This is a genomic window from Sphingobacterium sp. UBA7038 (assembly GCF_002494055.1).
Taxonomy (GTDB): Bacteria; Bacteroidota; Bacteroidia; order Sphingobacteriales; family Sphingobacteriaceae; genus Sphingobacterium; species Sphingobacterium multivorum.
The window spans coordinates 1-24,622 of the sequence record NZ_DLAV01000033.1 but is presented as its reverse complement, the minus strand read 5'-3'; the positions used below and the strand labels follow the sequence as shown (position 1 = coordinate 24,622).

Annotated in this window: 17 protein-coding genes and 1 pseudogene; 12 read left to right on the top strand and 6 right to left on the bottom strand. The window is 41.9% G+C overall.

All coding sequences use genetic code 11. The features are described 5' to 3' along the window. Nucleotides 1-214 precede the first annotated feature (214 nt). Nucleotides 215-1,432, top strand: coding sequence for an OmpA family protein (locus B3H30_RS20410; protein WP_112375421.1), 1,218 nt, complete (start codon nucleotides 215-217; stop codon nucleotides 1,430-1,432). Between the two features lie 86 nt (nucleotides 1,433-1,518). Further along, nucleotides 1,519-2,553, top strand: a complete 1,035-nt coding sequence (locus tag B3H30_RS20405; RefSeq protein ID WP_286709335.1) for an acyltransferase family protein — start codon at nucleotides 1,519-1,521, stop codon at nucleotides 2,551-2,553. Nucleotides 2,554-2,645: 92 nt separating this feature from the next. On the opposite strand, the gene B3H30_RS20400 is transcribed toward B3H30_RS20405, so the two are convergent. The 3 genes from B3H30_RS20400 to B3H30_RS20390 form a co-directional block, all read right to left on the bottom strand. Next, nucleotides 2,646-3,827: an amidohydrolase gene (locus B3H30_RS20400; RefSeq protein WP_286709338.1), complete on the bottom strand. Its 1,182-nt coding sequence runs from the start codon at nucleotides 3,825-3,827 to the stop codon at nucleotides 2,646-2,648. A gap of 5 nt (nucleotides 3,828-3,832) precedes the next feature. Continuing rightward, on the bottom strand, nucleotides 3,833-3,994 hold the full coding sequence (locus tag B3H30_RS20395) for a hypothetical protein (protein ID WP_172462441.1): 162 nt from the start codon (nucleotides 3,992-3,994) through the stop codon (nucleotides 3,833-3,835). A gap of 126 nt (nucleotides 3,995-4,120) precedes the next feature. Next, nucleotides 4,121-5,017: a helix-turn-helix domain-containing protein gene (locus B3H30_RS20390; RefSeq protein ID WP_286709336.1), complete on the bottom strand. Its 897-nt coding sequence runs from the start codon at nucleotides 5,015-5,017 to the stop codon at nucleotides 4,121-4,123. A gap of 454 nt (nucleotides 5,018-5,471) precedes the next feature. Here B3H30_RS20390 and B3H30_RS20385 point away from each other — a divergent pair, with 454 nt between their 5' ends. From B3H30_RS20385 to B3H30_RS20375, 3 genes are all read left to right on the top strand, one after another. After that, the gene (locus B3H30_RS20385; protein WP_286834835.1) at nucleotides 5,472-8,537 is read left to right on the top strand and encodes a beta-L-arabinofuranosidase domain-containing protein; all 3,066 of its coding nucleotides are present in this window, start codon (nucleotides 5,472-5,474) and stop codon (nucleotides 8,535-8,537) included. A 137-nt stretch (nucleotides 8,538-8,674) separates the two neighbouring features. Beyond that, entirely contained in the window at nucleotides 8,675-9,319 is a 645-nt protein-coding gene (locus B3H30_RS20380) for a response regulator transcription factor (RefSeq protein WP_286834834.1), read from the top strand. Further along, entirely contained in the window at nucleotides 9,294-9,662 is a 369-nt protein-coding gene (locus B3H30_RS20375) for a PepSY-like domain-containing protein (protein WP_286834833.1), read from the top strand. Before B3H30_RS20380 ends, B3H30_RS20375 begins: the two co-directional genes overlap by 26 nt. 107 nt (nucleotides 9,663-9,769) lie before the next feature. Here the strand turns inward: B3H30_RS20375 and B3H30_RS20370 are convergent, their stop codons facing one another. The 3 genes from B3H30_RS20370 to B3H30_RS20360 all read right to left on the bottom strand — a co-directional run bounded on the left by B3H30_RS20370 (nucleotide 9,770) and on the right by B3H30_RS20360 (nucleotide 13,695). Continuing rightward, nucleotides 9,770-10,789, bottom strand: a complete 1,020-nt coding sequence (locus B3H30_RS20370; protein WP_286834832.1) for a DUF4625 domain-containing protein — start codon at nucleotides 10,787-10,789, stop codon at nucleotides 9,770-9,772. 44 nt (nucleotides 10,790-10,833) lie between these two features. Next, the gene (locus B3H30_RS20365) at nucleotides 10,834-11,343 is read right to left on the bottom strand and encodes a DUF4625 domain-containing protein (RefSeq protein ID WP_286834831.1); all 510 of its coding nucleotides are present in this window, start codon (nucleotides 11,341-11,343) and stop codon (nucleotides 10,834-10,836) included. Nucleotides 11,344-11,526: 183 nt separating this feature from the next. Beyond that, the gene (locus tag B3H30_RS20360) at nucleotides 11,527-13,695 is read right to left on the bottom strand and encodes a TonB-dependent receptor (protein WP_286834830.1); all 2,169 of its coding nucleotides are present in this window, start codon (nucleotides 13,693-13,695) and stop codon (nucleotides 11,527-11,529) included. 226 nt (nucleotides 13,696-13,921) lie between these two features. Here B3H30_RS20360 and B3H30_RS20355 point away from each other — a divergent pair, with 226 nt between their 5' ends. The 7 genes and pseudogenes from B3H30_RS20355 (at nucleotide 13,922) to B3H30_RS20325 (ending at nucleotide 23,624) form a co-directional block, all read left to right on the top strand. Beyond that, nucleotides 13,922-16,399 carry a tetratricopeptide repeat protein gene (locus B3H30_RS20355; RefSeq protein ID WP_286834829.1) on the top strand — a complete coding sequence of 826 codons (2,478 nt, stop codon included), beginning with the start codon at nucleotides 13,922-13,924 and terminating at the stop codon, nucleotides 16,397-16,399. Nucleotides 16,400-16,406: 7 nt separating this feature from the next. After that, entirely contained in the window at nucleotides 16,407-18,194 is a 1,788-nt protein-coding gene (locus tag B3H30_RS20350) for an HSP90 family protein (RefSeq protein WP_286834828.1), read from the top strand. A 99-nt stretch (nucleotides 18,195-18,293) separates the two neighbouring features. Continuing rightward, nucleotides 18,294-19,355: a hypothetical protein gene (locus B3H30_RS20345; RefSeq protein ID WP_286766815.1), complete on the top strand. Its 1,062-nt coding sequence runs from the start codon at nucleotides 18,294-18,296 to the stop codon at nucleotides 19,353-19,355. Between the two features lie 113 nt (nucleotides 19,356-19,468). Then, nucleotides 19,469-19,942 (top strand): LIC11966 family surface protein, encoded by a 474-nt coding sequence (locus B3H30_RS20340; protein WP_286766816.1) that lies wholly within the window; start codon nucleotides 19,469-19,471, stop codon nucleotides 19,940-19,942. A 292-nt stretch (nucleotides 19,943-20,234) separates the two neighbouring features. Next, nucleotides 20,235-20,969, top strand: a complete 735-nt coding sequence (locus tag B3H30_RS20335; protein ID WP_146753107.1) for a hypothetical protein — start codon at nucleotides 20,235-20,237, stop codon at nucleotides 20,967-20,969. A gap of 39 nt (nucleotides 20,970-21,008) precedes the next feature. Continuing rightward, nucleotides 21,009-22,586: a signal peptidase I gene (lepB, locus tag B3H30_RS20330; protein WP_286709963.1), complete on the top strand. Its 1,578-nt coding sequence runs from the start codon at nucleotides 21,009-21,011 to the stop codon at nucleotides 22,584-22,586. Nucleotides 22,587-22,718: 132 nt separating this feature from the next. Beyond that, a pseudogene (locus B3H30_RS20325) lies at nucleotides 22,719-23,624 on the top strand (M60 family metallopeptidase). Nucleotides 23,625-24,622 lie beyond the last annotated feature (998 nt).

Genomic DNA, 24,622 nt, shown 5'->3' with positions numbered 1-24,622 from the left:
CGTTTAGGACGCAAGTGATGTATCATTACAATTTTTTTTTAAAAAAATTTTTTTTCCAATTTAAGAACAATTTCAGTACTTTTGCGTTATTGATATTGATAATCAGAATTTTGTAAATTTGATAATGAAAAGTAAATCATATTATTAATCATTATTAATCGTTTTTTATAAAAGTCATATTTTAAAAAAATACTTATTAACTTAAATCGTCTCTATGACTAAGAAATTTTTTACACTAATTTTCGCGGTGTCTCTTTTTATTGGGGCTAAAGCCCAATCTTTTCAATTGAGAAAAGATACCACTATTGTGGAAAGTACTGATCGCTATAAATTCGAAACAAATAAATTCTTTGGTAACTGGTTTATCGGTGCCGGTGCCGGTGCTCAAATTTATTTTGGAGACCATAATGACGAGATGAAATTTGGTGATAGAATAACACCAGCCTTTAATTTTTATATTGGTAAATGGTTTACGCCTGGTATTGGTGTTCGTGCGGGGTATACGGGGTTTAAAGTAAAAGGCCTTACTCAAAATGGAAGTCATAGTGATGGTACTCCGTACAGCAAGCTTCCTTGGGAGGGGTATTGGTTGACAAACCAGGAATTTAAATACAATCATGTGCATGGTGATGCGATGTTTAATTTGATGAATATCTTTGGAGGTTATAAGCAAAACCGTTTCTACGAATTGATTCCTTATGCAGGTTTAGGCTGGATGTGGACTAAATCTGATGCTAAAAATCCACAACAACGTGAAGTGAGCGCAAACATAGGGGTTTATAACACATTTCGTCTAAGCAATTCATTCGGTCTTACATTGGACGTACGTGGTGCGATGGTGAATGATAGATTTGATGGTGAAGAGGGAGAGAGACGTAATGAAGGGCCTTTGTCTGCTACATTGGGATTGGTTTATAAATTCAAACAGAATAGCTGGAAAAAATCTGAAACCGTCACTATCGGATACGATGAGGCTCAACTTAGATCACTTGTGGATCGTGTGAATGCTTTGGCTTCGGATAATGCAGCATTGAAAACTCAATTGGCAAATGCTAAAACGGAAGTTATCACTGATATCAAAGTTGAAAACAGAGTGATCGCTGCGCCTGTATTACTTACCTTCCCAATTAATAAGAGCACGGTAAGCAACGAGGCTCGTGTGAACTTAGGATTTTTAGCTAAAGTGATCAAGCAAACAAATGCAAATGTTGTTTATACGATTACAGGTTATGCAGATAGTGGTACAGGTTCTCCGAAAACTAATGAGCGTTTGAGTAAAGAACGTGCAGAGGCAATCTATAATGTATTGGTGAAAGAATTTAATGTGAACCCTTCTCAACTAAGAACAATATACAAAGGTGGTGTGGATAATATGTACTACGATGATCCTCGATTAAGTCGTGCTGTAATTACTATAGCAGAAGGCTTGTAAAATCCTTTTAACAGATCTATAAAATCTCCTCAATAGCAATTGTAGGAGATTTTTTTATTTCAATACTTCCGCTATTTTTGTAGCCAATGTCTGAGTCCAAAAGAATTTACCAAATTGATCTGTTTCGCTTTATCGCAGCATCCGCCGTTGTATTATACCATTACTTATATCGGGGGTATGCAGCTGGAAATATGTCGCTATTGGGTTTCGATGGAGTCGGAGAATATTTTAAATATGGCTACCTGGGCGTAGACTTATTTTTTATCATCAGTGGTTTTGTGATCGCTTTTTCCATTAAGCATCTTTCGTTGCGTAAGTTCTGCTATTCCCGTTTCAAGCGTTTGTATCCGATGTATTGGATTTGTTTGCTGTTGACTTTTATCGTTTCTTATTTTTGGGGCGCACCGCGTTATCATGTCACATTTACCCAACTATTAGCTAATCTGACTATGGTGCAAAAGCTATGGGGACAGGGGGATGTCGATGGCGCTTATTGGTCACTCTATGTGGAGTTGAAATTTTACCTGATCATCGCTTTATTTCTAATTCTAAATCAATTTAAAAAAATAGGTTTAGATTATCTGGTGTATTTTTGGCTGCTATTGTCCAGCCTACGCTTTTTTGTTGGGCCTTCGGAAATTTATGACGCAATCCATGAGTTCTTTTTACTCGATTGGAGTGCATACTTTATTGCTGGAATTATATTTTGTCAGCTGTTTTTACATGGGCCCAAAGTCCAGCATTTTGTGGCCCTACCTTGGTGTTTGTACATTTCCATCGATGGTGCTGTGGGACGTATTCATTGGTTGGAACGAACCTTCCACAGTGACTTTTCACCTTATATTATTGGTGCGACCATCGTTGTGTTTTACCTGCTCATGTTACTGGTTTCCTGTAAAAAACTGCAGGCGATCAATTCGTCTGGATTTGTTAAAATCGGCATGTTGACCTATCCGCTGTATTTAATCCATCAACACATCGGCTTTATTATTTTTAATCACCTGTATCTGTATCTGAATAAATACCTGCTCCTTTCAGGTGTTATAATTCTTATGCTTGCCCTGGCTTATCTACTGAGCGATCGGATTGAACCGCGGATCATGAAGTATTTTAAATCATAAACAAAAGGTCCGAAGGCAATGATTACCCCGAACTTTTCTGGTTTTCATAGGAGATGTTTTTTGCCTGAATCGTTTATTGGCTTGTCTTACGGTTAAAAAACAAGATTTCCTTGATAGATAAGTGATTTTACGGGCGATATTCTTGAAATAGCTTCCGCTGAGCAACTTGCGTCAAGGAATGCAATGTCTGCACTGTCTCCGACTTTTGGCCATTGCATATTGCCTTTGTCATCCAATGGAGTAGGGCCTGCAGTAGCAAGTTTCAGCATACGGGATAGTGCATATTCGGTAGCCTGGCCGTATACCTGAGCTGCAAGATTGGCTTTTTGTAGCACGCTGCCTGTTCCGAAAGTATTCCAATGATCTACAATACTGTCATTCCCCGTCATGACTTTAACATTATTTTCCATGAGCGTCGGAATAGGCATAATCAACCCTCCAAATGGGATCGTAGAAACTATACCGATTTGTGCGGCGCCCAGTTTTTCGGCCATTTCTTGTTGTTTGGCTTTTTCCAGTCGACCAAGCACAAAACAATGGCTGAGGTAGGTTTTGCCTTTGAGAACAGGGTTCTCGTTTACTTTATTGATTAAGTATTCTACAGTTTTCAAACCGGATTCTCCAGACTCGTGTAAGTGAATGTCAATTCCTTTGTTGTTATCCAATGCCAGTTGAACCGTAAAATCCATTGTCTTTTCAATAGCGCCATCGATGGAAAAAGGATCGACCCCACCGATAAAATCAATATTGGTTTTAGCCGCTTCCTTGAGATAAGGAACCGAATCGGTATAGAAGACACCGTGTTGTGGAAAAGCAACCAATTCAGCTCCAAATCCATTTTTCTTGTTTTCAAGTGCCAGTTGCAGATGATGTAAAGAATCTAGTTTGGATGTCGGTTCAATATTGACATGGCTACGTGCAAAGGCAGTTCCCTTGGATTGTAACAGTTCAATTAGTTTTTCTGCTTTATGGGTAGAATTTTTGAGCAGTTCTGGCAAAATTTTCTGTTCTAGAGCAATCATACCCTTTACACCTCCGGGGCCACATCTTACTGCCTGCCATTTGTCGCCATAATAGGTCTTATCCAAATGGATATGCATATCTTTAAAAGAAGGCAGCATCAAAAGTCCTTTTGCATCGATCGCATCAACACTGTTGCTGTTGGCACTGATATTTTTGATTTTGCCGTTTGCTATCTGAATGGAAAAAAGACCGGTCTTTGTTGCGGTTACATTGCCATCACCATCGTACTCAAATCCGGTTTCCAACAACACGTTTTTCAACGTATAACTTTTTTACCTTGGTAGCCGCTCAAAAGTCCTTGATGAACCACATTAGGTTGATTTTCTGCAAATAGCATTCCCGGGATAAATGTTGCACCCGCAAGAGCCAGAGCAGAGTTTCTGATAAACTCCTTGCGTGTAAGGGCCGTTGATTTCATTTGATTTCCTATTATGTTATTTTGTGACCGGAATAAAAAGTCTACCAGTCTTTTACAAAGTTACATAGCTGGTACCCTATTATTGCTGGGAGATTTCTGCCATTCTTTGTGTGATTTATCTTTTTTTCAAGTTGTTTTCAAAGGACTTGGAGTTTCCCCCACATGAATATTTTCTCTAAAGTCACTTGGACTTGCCCCCGTTTGCTGTTTAAAAAAATTTGAAAAATAAGCTTGATCTGCAAAACCCAATTCAAAGGCAATTTCTTTAATGGATCGCTCTGTGCTTTGCAAAAGACGTTTGGCTTCAATGCTGATCCGTTGGTGAATAAGTTGTGTGGCTGATATTTTCAGATGTTTTTTGCACAGTATATTCAGGTAATTGGGCGAAATATGAAGCTTTTCGGCATAAAAGGCGACGAGCTTTTGCTCCCTAAAAAATTCATCAATGAGCATATTGAACTTTGCAAGTCGTGGAACAGACTGATAGACTTTGAATTCGGTGAAGGCAGACTCGGCCTCTCGACTTACAATCGCTGCGATCACTCCCGCTCGGGCAGTTATCAATGGAATAAGTGAATTTTCTCTTTTTAACTCCTGCTTCACAGATTCAAATTCATAATGCAATTGTGCAAAAGCATCTGCGGTAAGATCAATGACGGGATGGTTTTGGTAATTGGTGAATGAAAAGCGAAAGAAAGGGGCGAAGTGCTCAAAAAAAGATCGTTCAATCATGAGTTGATAGCCTATTGTACCCGCATAGACATGCCATTTGTGCATTTGCCCCGGAAAGAGCACATGAACCTGATGGTCTTTGATGATATGGTCAATCGAATCGATCGTATGGACGCCGGATGCTTTATCGAACAGATTTATGATAAAGAAGTCATGTTTATGCGGTTTGTCGATGAGCCGTTCGCCATGCAGTTCATTAAATAGGAGTTCGTCGCGCCCTGCAGTCTGTTCCTTGCGGAAACCATCCAGACTGATCACTGGTGCCCAAATTTTTGAATTTCGTTTATCCAAAGTAGATCATATCGAATCTAAAATACAAAATACCGAGGAGTAATCGGTCATGGCGGGCTGAGTTTCCATAGGTTTGTATGGGCATCGTTATAGTGGTGTTGGTACCTGCTCTTAGTATGGGCATAGTATAGTGGTGGTGTTACCTCTGCTAGGGGACAGGAGGAGTTGTGGGCCCGTGGACGACAGTAGACTCGATGGACAGTAGTTAAAATCTGGAGAATATTGGCTAAAATAAACCTATGTATAATGATGTAGAGTCATTAATTTTATAAATGTCAAATAGACAGCAATACAGAAAATATTCTTCGATTTTGGAAGCTTATTAATAGGGATTGCTTTTCTTCTTGTTCGTCTTCTGTTGAAGACAATCAAGGAAAAGGATACGGTAATAGCTTTCACCGGGCTAGAGGGTGATCTTTAAACAATAAATCATTAGCGAATAAAAGATAGCGATATGAAAAGATATACGATATATTTTGCAGCAATTCTCACAATTTTTATCAAAATGACCGCTGTAGCTGTGGCACAGGGTGGGGATCAGATCTTAGATGGTATCGGGGAGACAGGCATGGTGGCCCGCTATGTCTTTGATGGGGATTTTAAGGATTGGTCGCGCAATGGGCTACATGGTAAATTCCAGGGCACAAAAGCTTCATTTGTATCAGATAAGCAATTTACAAAGGTGCTTTATCTCGCTGGAGGAAAGGACGATTTTGTCGTACTTCCAGCGAAAGTACTCGCTGATCTCGAGTCGATCAGCATTACAGGTTGGATATATTTGCGTGCAGCGCAGTCTGGCCAGTATTTATTCGATTTTGGACAAGATATCACCAGGCATTTTGCAGGGACACCAACAGGTACAGCGCTACAAAATGGCTATATAGGGATAATCGCGCAAAAGAAGGCCGAAGTAAAAAATGCGGTCTCTTCGGCTGTGCCTTTAAACAAATGGGTGCACTTGGCCATCGTAGTTGATATTGCTACAGGGACCATGCAAACATATTTAGATGGTATGCCCGCTGGAGAAGTTAACGACATCCCACAGGAGCTGACCGAGGTTTTTGGACAGGCAGGTAGCAAGAGGACACTATACATCGGAAAATCCCTGTCGGGTGGCAATGTAAGTTTAAATGCACTGTTGCATGATTTTCGCATTTATCGTGTGCCACTGAATCAAAACCAGATCGGCATGGTGTATAGAAATGCGTTGAAGGGTGTGCGTGAAGATGTTGCTTCTAAAGGTAAGGCTGAGGATGACCTACCGCGATTTCCAATGAATAAAGCAGCGCTTTATAATGCCTTCTTAACAGGGGTTGCAGATGTCACCGTAGAAACAGCGATAGGCGAGCTGCCTCGATTGCCGAGTTATGTCGTCGGTACATATAAAGACGGTATGGTGGGACCAAAAGTGCGTGTGTTGTGGCCTGCACCAACCGACAATAGTGCCGTCGCGCAGCAAACAGCTTACACCGTCACGGGGCGTGTTCCCGGGACTGATCTGAAACCCAAAGCCATCATTACAGTCAAAGGGAAGGTAAAGTCCAAGATGCCTAGCTTAAAATTGGAGGCATTTCACTTGGATCAGGTTTCCCTTAATACGGATGTAAAGCAACATCAAACGAAGTTTATTGAAAATCGCAATAAATTCATTGATACATTGGCTAAAACGGATCCCAATTCATTCCTCTATATGTTTCGACACGCGTTTGGGCAAAAACAACCGATCGGTGTGCAACCTTTGGAGGTATGGGACAGCCAGGATATCAAACTGCGCGGTCATGCTACAGGACATTACCTGACGGCAATTGCACAAGCTTATGCGAGTACAGGCTATGATAAGGCACTCCAATCAAAATTTTTGGGGAAGATGGATACCATGGTCAGCGTGCTTTATGCCTTGTCAAAGTTGTCGGGCGCACCGAGGCAAGAGAAAGAAGCGGGGCAAGCCTATGTCGCAGATCCTGCTGCGGTACCTTATGGCCCCGGTAAATCGGCTTATGATTCTGACCTGAGTGACGAAGGAATCCGTACAGATTATTGGAACTGGGGGCTAGGTTTTATCAGTGCCTATCCCCCGGATCAGTTTATTATGCTTGAACATGGCGCAAAATATGGCGGGCGGAAGAACCAGGTTTGGGCACCTTATTATACGCTGCATAAAATCCTGGCCGGCCTGATGGATGTTTATGAGGTAAGTGGAAATAAAAAAGCATTGGAGATCGCAGAGGGAATGGGCAATTGGGTGTATACACGCTTAAATAAAGTCCCGACAGAGACATTAATCAAGATGTGGAATACGTATATCGCAGGTGAATTTGGCGGAATGAATGAAGTGATGGCAAGGTTATATCGTATAACAGGTGAAGAGAACTATTTAAAAACTGCCCGCTTATTTGACAATATTGATATGTTCTACGGCGATGCCGCGCATACACATGGACTGGCCAAAAATGTAGATACTTTTAGGGGCTTACATGCCAATCAGCATATTCCTCAAATTGTGGGTAGCATGGAGCTTTACCGGGTGTCCAATGAGCCCCAATATTATAAAATTGCGGACAACTTTTGGTATAAGGCCACCAACGATTATATGTATAGTATCGGTGGTGTGGCTGGGGCCAGAAATCCAGCCAATGCCGAATGTTTTATTAGTCAGCCGGCGACATTATATGAAAATGGATTTTCTGCAGGTGGGCAGAACGAAACCTGTGCAACCTATAACATGCTGAAATTGACAAGTGACTTGTTTATGTTCGATCAGCGCGCAGAGTTGATGGATTATTATGAACGTGGATTATACAATCATATCTTAGCTTCTGTTGCAGAAAATAGTCCAGCAAATACGTATCATGTGCCTTTACGCGCGGGATCTATCAAGCAGTTTGGAAATGCTGATATGAAAGGCTTTACCTGCTGCAATGGTACGGCTATTGAGAGCAGTACCAAATTGCAGAATACGATCTATTTTAGGAGCAAGGATGATCAGGCGCTGTATGTCAATCTGTATATTCCTTCTACTTTACAGTGGACAGAACGCGGAATCAGCGTCGAGCAACAAACAAGTTTCCCGAAAGCGGATCAAACATCACTTAAGATAAAGGGTAATGGCAAATTTGAACTTCATGTGCGGGTGCCAAGCTGGGCAACGAAGGGATTTTTTGTTGCAATCAATGGTGTCGATCAAAAAATCAAGGCTGAGCCGGGAACTTACCTGACCTTAAACCGTAGCTGGAAAGATGGCGATGTGATTAACCTTAAAATGCCATTTCAGTTTCATCTGGACCCGGTTATGGATCAGCCCAATATTGCCAGCCTATTTTATGGGCCGATCTTATTGGCAGCTCAGGAACCTGCAGCAAGAAAAGACTGGCGTAAAGTAACGTTAGACGCCAACGATATTGCGAAGTCTATTAAAGGGAATCCCGAAACATTGGAATTTTATATTGATGATGTCCTTTATAAACCTTTTTATGATACTTACGGACGTCATTCGGTTTACCTGGATGTCAGTTTAAAATAGGAGGCTAGCAGTATATTCCTAAATCTTTCCCAAATTCAAGGTATCTTTGTCAGAAACAATTGTGTGTGTGAATTGTCATTTATAGCTGGCATATCGATGCTGTTTACAAAGGTTCTCATTGCGTTAAAGAAGGTAAGATGAAAGTACTCCTAATTGAAGATGAAGAAGATTTAAGGGAAATAGTCAAAGCGTCATTAATCAAAGAAGAATATACGGTAGAAACCGCCGGAGATTACCGGGCAGCACTTGAAAAGGTTGCGGTATATGACTACGATTGTATATTGCTCGACATCATGCTGCCTGGAGGAAATGGTCTGCAGATCCTCGATCAGCTCAAAAATGAAGGTAAGTCCGATAATGTAATTATTATCTCGGCACAGGATTCTTTGGATGATAAGCTAAAGGGACTCGAGCTTGGGGCCGATGACTATTTGACAAAACCCTTTCATATTGCTGAGCTGAATGCACGGATTAAAGCTGTGTTACGAAGGAAACAACGGGAAGGTAAGCATACATTGAAAATGGGAAACATCGTGCTGGACCTCAATGAACGCTGCTTATTTATTGCACAGGAGCCTGTGCCGTTAAATCGGAAAGAGTTCGATATGCTCAACTACTTCTTATTGAACAAAAATAGACTGGTCAGCAAAAGTGCGCTGGCAGAACATGTCTGGGGCGATAATACGGACCAGGCGGATAATCTTGATTTCATCTATTCACAGATAAAAAACTTGCGCAAAAAATTCTTGGCTAGTCATGCTGATGTGGATTTTGGTGAATAGTTTCCAGCAGAAATTTCCCAAAGCCAAAAAAGTAGATTGGGAATTGAAGGGGAATGTTTATGAAGCTGAGTTTGAAACGGGCCTATTTGGCATTGACCAAGAAGCTTGGTTTCAGCATAACGGAAAACTTTTGCGGTATAAAACTGAAATCAACAAAAGAGAACTACCGAAGAGTGTGCTGGACCGGGTGAAAAGAGATTTTCCGGGCTATCGCATTGAAGACGCAAAAAAGATTACCGCCGAGCAGAAAGTGAGTTATGCGTTTGAAGTGAAAAGTCGAAAAGAGGAGTGGAAGCTGGTACGCGATCCACAGGGAAATGTGCTTACGAAAGTAAGGGACTAAGCAGATATTTCTGTACAAATAAAAAAACCTTCATGATTTTACACGCACTCATAGCGGCGAAATCATGAAGGCTCTTTTGGGCAGGTAGGCTGAGTTTATCGCGCTAACTAATCTTCTCCTTCCTCTGCGTGGAGTTCAAAAGATAGTTTTATGAGGTCTTGACCAGCAAACTTAGTGGCATAATCCGATAAGTTCCAGTCAGTACGGGTAACTTTTGCCTTTGTGCTGGCATCGTTAAACTTGCGAAGTACAAAGAATACATTTTTCTCGCCTTCATTGTCTTTTCCTGCCGTAAAATAAGTGATAATCCCTGTCGTCTCCGTTGCTCCGTTTACTGCAGTGCCATCACCGTAGTTCGTTTCTTTCGTTTGAAAGATTGCACCATTTTCTGTACTGCTATTCGGATTTAAAACGAAAGAACCACCCGTAAGGAATGCTTTGTAGTAATCTGCAGTTGCTTTATTGCTGATGTATTGTCCCTGGATTTCTTTTGAAGAAGCATCAAATTGTTTTAATTCAATTTTATAGATACCTGCGGGATTGAGGTGAGCATGTCCTCCAGCCAATGCTGTCCCCTTCTCATCGAAGCTGATAGCAATTGGCTCTACCTTTTCTTTGTCGGCAAGATCATGGAAATGGTCTCCATGGGCTTCGCCGGCTACTTCTGTAAATACAAGCTTATAAGCAACTTTGGCATCTGAACCTTGTATAGTCAACGGTGATTCAGCTGTAGTCGCATTTCCGGCTTTGTCGGTTACCGTAAAATGAAAATGATAAGCCCCGGCGGGAGCATCAGCGGGAACATCAATATGTTCATGAAATGTCGCATTTTTCACGCCAATGTATTTTCCATCCGTATAGGCTTTTGTAAACTTATACTGACCGCCACCTTCTTGATGTACCTCAATTTCGATTTTAGCAATCAGTGCTTCGGCAACAATATCACCTTCAAGATGAAGATCTGATCCCGCTTGGACAGTTTTATTATTGCCACTGCCGATTTCAAGTGTGCCTATCTGGGGTTTTGCAAGTGCTGGAATTTCCTCGTTATCTTTCTTACAGGACGATAGGAAGCCTAAAAGAATTGTACTTAACAGGAAGAAGAAGCGAATGTTTCTAGTTTTCATGTAAAATGGATTTAATTAAATTGAGTTGATAAATATGTATGGTATTACTCGAGTATACGGATGCTGATTCCCTTCTGGCTGCTCCATCCCGCCAGGTCAGTCACCTGAATCATAAAATGATAATTACCCGGATCGATATCTGCTGGCACATCGATTTTTAATTCGGCATCATATTGCTGTGGCTGCCCCGGAATATTAACTGTCTTGACCAAAGTAAATGGCTTGACGGGTGTTTTTATCGCCTCAACCGTGCATTCACCGATTTCAGTGCTATGCGAATGATGGTCAAAATTATGGTGTACGTCGATGCTATAGCTCCCGAGCGCGACATTATCAGATAGCTTACTGCGGAAAGTAAAACTTGTGCCTCGTTTAATTGTGCTGCATTGTTTTGGGAAAGCCGTTTCCGAATCGATGGCGATGGTCGGTTTTTCGGTATCAATGCTTTCCTTATCTTTTTTACAGGCAACAGTCATGGCAAGTAACACTGTAATAAGTGTGTATTTTTGAAGTGTTTTCATAGGAGATCCTTTCATTTTTAAATTTTTATTCATTCGTATATCTTTTATTGGTATGCATACCTGTGTGACGCTCGGTTATTCAGGTGTCTTCGTTACAAATTGTATAAGAATTCACTGTATCCTTCGATTCACGTAATTCATTGCGATCAAAGGCTCATTTAAAGCGGTTGTCTTTCGGTAGATGTTATTTTTATTCTTCATTCGCGGTGATTCATGTCATGATCTGGACTGTTTTCCAAAGGGAACTCCAACGGATAGCATAAAATTCCTCCCCTGTTCAGGCAATGAGATCAGCCGATAAAAGCTGGTATGATCCATATACTTCTTATCAAATAGATTTTGAACCTGTAAGCGTAATTGGAGGGCAGATCCCGAAAACCGAAGCTGTGTTCCTGCTCGAAAGTTGAAGACCTGATAAGCTGCTGTGGACTCTTCTGGCGGAACAATATGATGCTGTGCAGCTGTCCATTTGCAATCGACGGAAAGGTAGGTCTCTTTAAAATGTTTGCTGTTTTTTGCTGTCCAGCTGATGTCCATCAACGCTGAAGGCGCCGGAGAGAATGGAAGTGTATAGCCTTTCTTTGCACCCGATAGTTGTTCTGATCGGACGTATTCGCCCAATAATTCTACTTTCCATTGTTTCAAAGGCTGATAGCTGAGCTTCAATTCAGCTCCATAGCGGCGAACACGGCTTTCCATATATTCAAAGATTTGATTGCCAGCACCATAATATTGATCGTAGCGCGACGTGGGGTTGAGGTAGATATAATTGGAAAAGTAATTAAAGAACGGCGTAAAGGCGACAAAGACTTTTCTGGGACTCCAGGTCAATGATAAATCCAGCTGGTAGGATTGTTCGGGGGACAAGGATTGATTGCCTTTTTCATAACTGAAGTAGTGATAGTTGACACCATTAGCACCGAGCTCCTGTGCAATAGGAGCCCTGAAACTCTTTCCTACATTGATTTTTGTTTCCAGATCTCCGAATTGATGTGCCGCTCCTAAAGACCAAACCAGGCTATTGAAACGGCGACTGAGCGCTGAAGCCCGAACTATTCTTCCCGACTGATTGTCTTCCAGCTGTGATTCGAACCAATCCCGATAAGGTGACGTCTGAATATGGCTGTAATCGTAACGCAACGCCCCGTACAGCATCGTTTGGTCCGCGAGCTTGTATTGATCGTATACGAATAGGCCCATTGCTTTTTGGTTAAATGAGGGGATGAGGAAGCCCCAGCCATCGATCCGGTTATCCTGATACTCTCCATTTGCACCTAGGGTAAGTCGATGTCTGGCCAACTCAAATTGGTCTTTTACAGTGATACTATAGACCCGTTTGTCATACAACCTTTCCAAATTGATCGGGACAGTCATATCGTTTGGATAAACGGGAGGCATATAACCATGCGCGGTGTAATTGTTGTACTCTTGGCGGTAGTTTTTCTGATAACCCAGGTCTATCCAAAGCTTATGCTTATCCAGATCGATAAAGTTGCGGTTAATTAGCTTCAGGTGATTGACCGTCTGGCTAGGGAAACCAATGTCACGACTGGATTTGTCATAAAGAGCTGTATCGACGCCCCGCGGTTCCAAGCCATGCGCATTGGCAAAGAAGCCAAGCTTTGTATGATAATTACTCAGGTAGAAAATCGAAGAAAAACGATCCGATAGATATCCACCACGTAGTTGAAAATGTGTTTCTCGTCCTGCCGTGTTGCGAACATGCCGATCTTTCAGGCGTACCGCATAATTGTAGACATAGACGGTATCTGTGGGTACTCGGTAATCGCCATATTCCAGGTGCGTGAATCCGCCTCCAACTATCCAATTCCCCTTTCTGCCCTGTGCTTGTAGCGATCCGCCAAAAGTCGCGTTATTTGACTTTGTCAATAGGTTAAACTGCCCTTTAAAACCTGTCTCCTGTAGTTCCGCTGGCGGTGCTAAACGAACGACACCGCCAATGGCATCTGAGCCATAGAGAAATGAGCTGGCCCCCTTAAGTACCTCGGCACTTCCCACACTGAATTGATCGATTTCCAGTCCATGATCCAATCCCCACTGCTGGCCTTCATGTTTAATGCCATTTTCTACCGTTGCCACACGATTAAATCCGAGCCCTCTAATCTGCGGTTTAGATTGATTGGCACCTATGCCGATGGCACTGACACCGGGAAGCCGGCTTAATGTCTGCATTAAACTCCCGCCTTGGTATTTTTGTATAGAGTCGGCGGTCAATAGCTGAATCGATAACGCACCCTCTGCTGCGCGGTGATAACGTCGCCCGCCAACTTTAACTTCTTCAAGCTCGATGCTCTTCTCCTGTCCATAGCAAGGAAAAAATAGTTGTTGTGCTGCGATAATTGAAAAAATAATATACCTATTCATCTAATGGATTCGATTCGTAAAGCGTAAGTCGTGCAATCCATATATATTCCAACTTGTATGTATTGCAATTAAGTTGCAACAAATATAGGGAAAAGATTTTAAAAGCAATATAGTTGCATTATAATAGACAGAATTGACTGTACGATACAGTGGCAAAGTTTTTGTTGCTTTTTGGCGCCTGAAGAGTATAAAAAGCATGTTTTACAAGTAGTACATACGATGATATATGAAGTTAAGTGAAGAATATTCTATTAAAGTTGCCGCATTGCAATCGGCTGAACATCAATTGACAGTTGACCTTTCGAAACGGATTACGCCCGATATATGGCTTGATGTCCTGATTTATTTTGAGCACAACTTGCAGCAACCCAGTGCGGCTGCACTTTATGATGCATTATTTGAAAAAGGAACTGATTTTGCAGCAAACGTATATCTGAACGAAGAGGATTATTCCTTTTTTATTGATAAAATACGGACAATATTAGAGCGCTATGCTGCAATCAATCCTCACGCATGGGTGGAGCTTGGCTTACAGCATATTTTATGCCGCCGACATGTGGTGGATAAAGAAAAAGCTTCCCTTTATTTGAAGAGAGGCATCGATGCGAGTGTTGAATGGGCAAGACCTCTTTATTTATACTACAATTATTTAGGCATGCTGGCTGCTATCGACCGCGATAGCGTCAAGGCCGAACTGGATGAGCTCGCGTTGGGCGGAGATCGCTGGGGAATAGCTTATGCTGCCCATATCGATGTCTGGACCGATAAATACGAAGAAGTCTTTGACCGTATACAGGTGCTCAAGCAGTCTCCGGAGAGGAAACTACTGCGCCATTATTATGAGGCGCTACAATTTTACTATGCGCGTAAAGAGGATAGGGGCAAACGCCTGGAAACCCTGGAAGAGGGTATTGCGATGGCTGAATCTCGTTACTGCAGATTTGTGCTGAATGAAATAAAACGTGCGGGGGCGGCTTCCTCAATTGAACAGGAGCTTCTTATACCGGAATATCAAGAGCTGTTTGAATACGGAATGATGGATGCTGCGGTGCAAATAGCACTTATCAAACTTCAGGTATTAGGCAATGAAAATAGGGAAAAACAGGATTTCGAAGAACCGCTGTGGTATCTCCAGAAAGCATATGATTATAATAACAATTATGCGGGCTATCGTCTTGCTTGTCTCTATCTCTATCAGAACGCGCTGCAGGACATCGAAAAGGGATTATCTTTATTGCATCTGCTCGACGAGAAAGATAATTATGTGGAAGCGCAGGTTGAACTTGCTGAAATCCTCCTCGAAGGTCAGTTCCTTCCTAGGAATGAAACATCAGCATTCCAGCGCTTCAGCGCAATGGCAGAAAAAAATATTGCTTACGCCAAGTTGCGTCTAGGCAATATGCTCGAATCTGGTTACGAGGGTTTGGCTCCGGATTACAAAGCCGCCTTTGATTATTATCAGGATGCCGCAAAAGATAAACTGCCACAAGCTTTATATCAAGTCGGCAGATTCTTAAAGTATGGAATCCATAATGATGCGCCTGATCTGGCAGCTGCATTGCCTTACTTCGAGGAAGCGGCAGTATATAATAACGCTACTGCGCTGACTGAAATGGGTTTAGCTGCTGAATTAAAATCCGAGCCGGATTATAAATTGGCCTTTGATTATTTCTCGCGTGCGGCAGATCTTGGCTATCCCTATGACTATTATTTAAAAGGTATTTATTTGGAAAATGATTATCACCAGTCCGGAGCTCCCCAACCGAAAGCAGCTTTTACTGCCTTTGAAACCGGAGCCGGGATGCAGGAGCTAAATAGTATATATGAACTGGCGCGATGTTACCGGGGTGGCATAGGTACGGAGATAAATCTGGACCGGATGATTGCTTTATACCAACAGGCTGCTGAACGAAATCATGTACAGGCTTTGACTGATCTGGGTCTCTGTTATGAATATGGTTATGGATTGAATCAAGATACATTTAAAGCACAGGAAAATATTAAGAAAGCTGCTGATCTGGGGTTCCCTTATGCAATTTACGTATTGGGACGTTACTATTTGACCGGTTTGGTGCAACAGGATGCAGCGCATGGTCTTCAGCTTTTGGAAGAGGCAGCACAAAAAAATGTAGCTGAGGCACTCGTGCTGCTTGGCGACTACTTTTTCTTCGACTATGATCAGCGGGAAGAATACGACAAAGGCTTTGATTACTACATGCGTGCCGAAAAACTTGGCTATCTGACGGAGGGAATTGGCATGTGCTATGAGTTTGGTATCGGCGTGGAAGCACAGCCAGCAAAAGCATTTGGATATTATACACAAGCTGCGGAGCGAGGAAATCAGCAAGCGAGCTACCGATTGGCCCGTTGTTATTATTTTGGAATAGGTACCGAGATCGATAAAGCAGCCGCCTATGGGTATTTTATGGAAATAGCGCAGCAAGGGAATGTGTATGCCACTTACTTTGTTGCGGTGCAACTGCTGGAAGGAGATGGCGTACCGATGGACCTTCAAGACGGAGTCGAATGGCTTATGAAGGCCGCCGAAGCCGATCATGCTGAAGCACAATATAAACTGGCCAACTGTTATCTCATGGGGGATGGGGTAGAAGAAAATGAAGATCTTGCCCAGGAGTGGTTTGAACGGGCGGCAGACAATGGACATGATGATGCTATTCGATTGACAAAGAAAACGAGAAAGTAAGAAAAACATGCAAGAAGAAAAATCCTATTCCTTTCAGGTCAATCTGAAAGGAATGATCGCACTGCTCTCAGAACACCTGTATAGCGATCCCAATACATTTATTCGGGAACTGCTTCAAAACGGCGTGGATGCAATTACAGCATTGAAACACTTGGATGAACAACATCAGGGAAAAATAACGATTGAGCTGCCAGGCACTGAACAGGCGAAGTTTCTGTTCAGCGATAATGGAATAGGCCTAAAGGAGGCCGATATTCATCAATTTTTGTCGGTTATCGGGGAGAGTTCAAAGAGTAAGGACATCAAGGATGCTCAGGACTTTATCGGTAAGTTTGGTATTGGATTGCTTTCTTGTTTTGTGGTCAGCGATGAGATTATTGTTGAAACAAAGTCGGCTCTAGAACAACTGCCTCTACGTTGGACGGCCAGAGCTGAAGGGGACTATAAAATCGAGCGTCTGACAGAAGATATTCCTGTCGGGACACGGGTTATCCTAAGCCCTAAAAAGCAATTCAACTATATTTTTGAAGGGGATTATTTTGAGAAAAAAATCAAGTTTTATGGAGATGCGCTGCGAGAAACCATTTATATTGTTGTAGGAGGTGCCGAAAAGGTCATCCATAAAGAAGAACCCAAATGGCTGGCTCCATCGGTTTCGAAGACGGAATTGCTTGCTATAGGCAAAGAACTCTTTCATGTCAACTTTTTGGATGCAATTCCATTTGAAACGAAGGCGGGCAAGGCAAAGGGTGTGTTGTATATTTTACCTTTCCGTACGCAGTTTAGCAGTAAGCAGCGTCACCGAATTTACTTGAAGCGCATGTTTCTTGCCGAAGAAGATCAGTCTATTTTGCCAAATTGGGCATTTTTTGTCCGGATGCTTGTCAATACAGAGGAACTTAGTGCTACTGCCTCACGGGAGTCTCTGATGAAAAATGATCTATTGCGGCAGGCGCGAAAAGAAATTGCAGCTGTGCTCAAAACGTATCTGCAACAACTGAAGAAGATAGACTTCGATATTTATATACGTATTATCCAGACACATTATCTCCATTTAAAAGCTTTTGCGCTCGAAGATCCCGACTTCCTGGCTATTTTTTTAGCTGATATCCCGTTTGAAACCAATCGCGGACAGCGGAGTTTCCAAAATATCATCGATCAGCAACAGCAGCTCTATTACTGCGCTGATTTTGAGGATTTCAAACAGATTGACCGTATGGCCGATACACAGGGAATGATTCTTGTGAATGCTTCTTATACCTTTGATACGGAGTTGCTCCGCAAGATCAAACAACGATACCCCGACTATAAGATAACAGAGATGTCGCCAAATCAGCTCCTGGAAACATTTCAGCCGATTCATGAGGATGAGCAAAATCAATATGTTTCTTTTCAGAAAGAAGCGCAGCGCATTTTGGACGATTACAGCTGTATCCTGGAAATTAGGCGGTTTAAACCGATTGATACACCAGCTATTTTTACAAAAATGGACCAAAATAGTGTAGAGAGTACGATTAGCCAATTAAAGGAAAATGCAAATCCTTTTGCGCAAGTCCTCAAGACATCCAGGCCGAATAAGATCCAGAATACCTTATGTTTAAATGCGGATAATCAGCTGATCAGCACCCTAATGGATATTAAAGATGCCTACATGCTGCGTTCAGTCATTGAAGTACTTTACGTGCAGGCACTCATTTTGGGCAAGTACCCGGTCCAGGAACGGGAAATGAAGGTCATGAACGAAGCCCTAAAGAGCCTCATTGTAATGGGGCTGGATAATTTTGTGAATCTTTAACGCGGTGGAGGGATTTCTACACTAGGTCAGAATTTCCCTTTACCTTTTAGAGAGCTTATTTAAAAAGGAAATATTTCATTAAAAGAAGAGAATAAGAAGATGTATACACTTAAAATTCAGAAACTGCGCAATCAGGTTGCACGCGTAGACAATACCTTGGAGAAGGTTAATCTATTGACACAGGCTATACGGATTGCAGATGAAAACCAAGATATTGAATGGGGATATGACCTTCGTTTAGATTTAATCAGTGAAGAGATAGACCTCGCTTTTTCAACCGAGTCGTTACCCGCATTTGCGTGGATATTACAAGCTTACGATGAAAATCCGGAACTCTTTAATGAAGAAGATTTCTTATGGCAATACAAATGGATGATGTCCGAATTATACGATAATCCTGCTGTCAGCCGTGAGCAGATTGAAGCAGCTTTGGGCGACTTTGAAAAACGCTTGATTCGTAACGGTTATGGAAAGCGTGCCATACACAATGAGGAGTTAAGTGATGCCCTTGCGCAAAAGGATATAGCTGCTGTCGAGCGCGCATTGAAGAATGTAAATGCTGTGCAGAGAGATGACATGAGCGACTGTGAAGCCTGTGAAATGGATGCCGAAGTATCAGCAACACTATTACAGTATGGATATGCTCCTGCGGCCGAGAAAGCCTTGCCCTTAATTGAAGGCCAGTTTACCTGTTCCCATGTCCCTTTGCGTACGGCCGTGAACCTGGCTTATGAAGGTCTTAAGCAAGGTGATACCGAACAAGCGGATAAAATGGCGCTGCTGGCAGAAAAGGAGGTTTTTAAGAAAGAAAAGGATTCCGCAATTTTGATCTCGACAATTAAACTAGCAACCTATTTTTCCTATACCGATAGTGGTAAAGCCAAGGAATGGATCGAACGTTTTTTACCTTGGGCCGATGGTCCCGAAAATAGATCCATGTTTCAATTGGCCTGCTACATCGCCGAAGCCATGAAGAACTTCGGTCCCGACGAACCTTTTATACTTGAGCTCGGCAATCAGCATAATCTTTTTCAAGGGAAAAATACCTACACCGCAAGTGAACTGGCGACCCATTATGGGAAACTAGCGGATCAACTTGCAGACCGTTTTGATCAACGCAATGGCAATCACAACTTTCGCAATCAGTTAATGTCCCTTTAGCTTGAATGGCCCCGGAAATCCCTGATTTCCGTGATGAAATCCCGATGATTTGAAGACTATCTTTGTGTAAATGAGCATTTAATGCTGAATTATAAAGAAAAAATAGATCAACAATGATTAAACAAATTATTACAGGCATGGTGACCGTAGCGGTATTGACTATGTCAAGTTGTAGTTCGGGAGAAAAAGATCCTGCAGCGTACAACAATTCGATCATTACTGTTATCAACAGTAGTGAAACACATGTGACGGAGATGAATGCCGCAATGAATGGTTCCGATTATACGAAAGCCGAAAAGGTACGTGCAGATTGGGAGAAATCTCTGAATGATGATATCAAGAAAGTAGAAGATCTGGGAGATTTCAAAGGCGATGCGACATTCCAAAAAGCAGTGCTTGATGGCTTAAATGGGTATAAGAAAATCGTTACGGAGGATTATCCCAAATTGATTGAGCTCCGAAAAAATAAAACACCAGATGCGACCAAAGAGTCTGCATTGCTTGACAATATCAATAAAGCGTTTGAAAATATGAGCAATGGTGTCAATAAAGCATCTACAGCATTTGAAAGTAAATATAAAAGTTAAAATCATTGCATGCGCAGTTCAGTAAGCCACATCAGCAAAAATGATGTGGCTTTGTTTTTTGCCGTGCAACTGTTGTTGCTTGAGAAACACGGGGTCCTAAAATCTCTGCGCAGTATCGTAGGAAAGCACCTAGCAAAACAAAATGCTAACAAACGTTAAAACTCCTTAGGCTGAACTTGAATTTCATATTTTTATGTAGTTTTACGTGAAGCTTGGCGGAGAGTGCCAAGTATAAGTGAATACAGTCAAGAGAGTTTATGCGATCAAAAGCTATTGACAAAAACAGATTTCAATGAAAGCCATATCAATTTTAACTGCTGTGATTTTGTCTTCCTGCGCCAGTATACTAATGACAGCCAGTGCCCAGGAAGCCGCAAAAAAATTGGATTACGTAGTGCTTATGAACGCAGATACCCTTTATGGAAAAATCTCCTCCATCAAGGATCACCAACTCAAATTTGAAAATCAACAGAAAGAGAAACTAACTTTTACCCCAGATCAGGTATTTCGTGCTTACTGGGAATCAAAAAGAAAAGTCTATGCACCCTCTTATGTCGAAAATGGCTTGGAACCTGTTCAGGGAACTTCTCCACAAGTATTTCAAATAGGTCGATATTATACAGAGGAGCCAACTTTTGCTGAAGTGCTGGTTGATGGAGAAATAATGGTTTATTATGTGTCTAATTTGAATCTCGGTGGTGGCGGCGGAATGATGTTTGGTACAGGCGGTGGAGGTACGATGTTATCCATTGGAGTCAGTAAGTCTAAATATGCCTATGCATTAAAAAAGTCAACTGGTGAGGTGATTGAAATAAATAGCAATACGAATGGACTTTTTAGCAACAGCAAAAAGAAGCGGACAATTGCTTTGGGGCGTTTGATCAATGACGAACCGGAGCTATTTGCTGAGTTTGAAAATGAAAAGAAGTACGATTATGATCTTTTTATAAAGTACGTTATGCGCTACAATGAGCTTCAACTTTCCAAAACCTCTTCCGAGGAGAGAAAGAAACTTATTATTTATTGATATTTTTTTTAATTACTGATTCTGCAATTAAACGAATTTATGATACTTACAATCTTTATTGTACTGACTATAGCCGCCGCTTACGGCTTTTGGTTGCTATTTGAAAAAGCAGGACGCAAAGGCTGGGAGGGAGTTGTGCCCGTCTATAGTCAGTGGATCCAATCACGTATCCTGGGCAAGAAGACCTGGCAGCTGATCCTTTTGCTGGTTCCGATCGTCAATATTTTTGTATTTTATAATCTCTACCTCGATTTTATTCATTGTTTTGGTAAAAGAAGATTTTGGGAAAACTGCGCAGCAGTACTGGTCCCTTTCATCGTTCTGCCACTTTGGGGCAAGGATAAAAATGTGCAATTTCTAAATGGGCTATACGCCAAAAATCTGAAAGCAGCGCATGCCGAAGGTCGCGGGGCGACAAAGGAAGCTGAACTGGAAATTGCGCATGAATCGTATATAGACTATAAGAAGAAATATCCCTATAAAAAATCAATGGTGCGTGAATGGGCCGACGCGATTGTGTTTGCAACTGTCGCTGCAACGCTAATTCGTGGATTTCTATTGGAAGCATTTATGATTCCTTCGGGTTCTATGCAGCAGTCTCTACTCATTGGCGATTATCTTTTTGTGAGTAAACTGAATTATGGCCCCCGCATCCCGAATACACCAATAGCCTTTCCTTTTGCACATCATACGATGCCATTAATAGGAGGGAAAGCCTTTTCTGAACTTATTGAACTACCCTATAAACGATTGCCCGGATTTCAAGAGATCAAACGGAATGATGTAATCGTTTTTAATGCACCAGCAGGTGATACTGTTGCTGTGGAAAATCAGGATTTGCCCTATTATGATTTGGTGCGTAGCATGGGGCGTGAAGCCGTACATCAACAATTTACGATTCAGACCCGCCCAGTAGATAAACGTGAACATTTGATTAAGCGATGTGTGGGAATGCCGGGAGATAAAATCGGTATGAAAGAAGGGGTACTGTTTGTAAACGACAAACCAGGTTTTGTCGCCCCGGAAAGTCAGATGGATTATACCGTGATCACCGATGAGACTGGTCTGGACGAACAGCGCTTGAAAGATATGGGAATAGAAGTCTCTCCCATTCAGCCCGGCGCTTATCTCATATTTTTAACCCAAGAACAGGCGGCAATGGTGAAATCCTGGTCCAATGTCAAATCCATGCAAATGAACTTGGAAAAACCGGGAGTTACCCAAGCAAACACCTTTCCAAACGATCCACAATACAAATGGAACTACGATAATTTTGGCCCCTTTGTCATTCCTAAGAAAGGCATGACTATTCCTCTAAATGCACAGACCTTTCCACTCTACGAACGAGCTATCCGGGTGTATGAAAATAACCAGTTGGAAAAGAAATCGGATGGGATTTATATCAATGGAAACCGAACAGATTCCTACACCTTTAAAATGGATTATTATTGGATGATGGGCGACAATAGGCACAATTCGCTCGATGCGCGGGATTGGGGATTTGTTCCGGAAGATCATATTGTCGGAAAAGCATTATTTACCTGGATGAGCTGGAATGCAGATGGTAATGGACTTTCCAAAATACGTTGGAATAGAATTTTTAAAGGTATCCATTAACTATATTTTGCAGCTAGCAGATGTAGCCGAATTCCATCACAAAATTTACTCAATCGATTGTGTTATTTTTGCGCAATCGGTTGACTGTTGTTCTCTCGCAGATTATTTATTGCAAACGTTATTTATCCAATTATGGACGCAAAAGGTGAGCATATTCAGACGGCTTATCCAATAGAGGCATTGAAGCAGTATGCTTATGGAAAAGGCGTGGAGCTAATTCGTAATTACGATTCACTGGTGTATAGACAACATCGCTTAATGGGATTGGAGAAATATAATAAAGTACCGAAGAATCGTATTCTCGCGCGGGTGAACTATAATTATTACATGTTTCGTGATGGTGATGGGGTTGCCTATATGGGCGATAAAGTTGGTTACGCGATGAAGATGGTGGTAACGCCGGAATCGGTGATTAAAGGAGATCCTTGCTGGGGTTTCAGTCATGAGGTGGGCCACGTACACCAGACACGTCCAATGTTTAATTGGGGTGGTTTGGGTGAGGTGAGCAACAACCTGTTCTCCTTATATGTAACACGTTCGTTTGGTAATAAAACTCGGGTTTCAGAACAGAACAATTTTTAGAAAGCGAGGACCAATATTATTGAAAAACGAATTTCTTATTTGTCCGATCCGGATGTATTCGATCGTTTGATTCCTTTTTGGCAGTTACAGCTCTATTTTGAGGGTGAGGGAAAACGCCCCGATTTTTATGCTGATCTATTTGAGGCTTTCCGTCAGCAGAATATGAGTAAATCAAGAAGACAGCGTTCAGATTGGAGTTCAGATCGCATGATGGGTGAGCGTAATCCTGCCGTCCATCAGCTGAATTTTGTTAAAACAGCCTGCGAAGTGGCCAAATTGGATTTGACGGATTTCTTTGATAAATACGGATTCTTTTTCGTTGGTACCTTGGAATACGACGATTATGGAAAGTATACCTATACCATGACGCAGGAAATGGTTGACGCCTGTCGTCTGGCAATTAAAAACATGAACCTACCCAAGCCTAAGGCTGATCTTACAGCATTAAGAGACTAGGATAGGTAAACTGGCGCAAATGAAGCTCCGAATCGCAGTGAATGATTCGGAGCTTCTGTGTTTAGTGAGTATAGCTTGTGGATCTCGTTATTGTCTTGACGTTTTAAAAACTGAATGAACTTCCTGTGAGAAATTCTTTCTATCCTCTTTTAAAGTGAATAAGATGTTTTTAGCTGTGATTCAATTATACCTTGATACCTACCTTATGATAGGACATAAACTTTTAGGGGAGAGGCGAGTTCTAAGTGTGTATTTATGCGTTGCTGAGCCCTAGCATTCTTTTGTGCCTTTATAGCGTGTTTTTCCGAGTTATTTTCACGAGGCGGAACCCTAGTTTTCCCTAAATGAGCCATGCTTCCCCAGTAAATAAAGAAGAGTTAAGGATGCTTTATTCTTTAGTTTAGCTTTTGTTTATATTTAGCTTAGTATTAAGTTAGGTTTAGTTTAGCTTTAACCTATACTATACCTAAACAAACTCTAACTAAACCCTAAACTAAACCTAAGTAAACAGGTAAGAAAGTATAGTTGCAAAAGAGCGTATTCCAAAACCTGTGTGCTGCCACCTTTTCGACCTTACCGATATCCGTCCGTCCCCTGTTATATCCTGCGTTGCGGTTTCTTTCCGATGCGATCTTTTCGGTGGCACAGTTTTCCGGCTTTTCCGATATTCTTCCGTCCATCAGTTGCGCGCGGCATCTCGTTCCCGGTATTGGCTGCTTATGTTTGCCGCTGCGGGCGGTGCTGAAATCCCCGGGGAGCCTTTTTCACGGTGCCTTGGGCTTCCCCGCATCCGCCCGGGCTGCCGGATCCGGCGTTCCAAACCCTGCGACCACCTGTTTTACAAAAAGAATCTCGCATCCTTACAGGTAGTTAAGGTGAAAATGAAATAAATAAGAACAAAAGTCTTGGAAGTTTGTTTATAAACTCCCTATCTTTGCACAACTCCGCAAGGGAGGGACGGTTACTTCGAAAGAAGGAACCCTGAAAAAAAGAAGGGT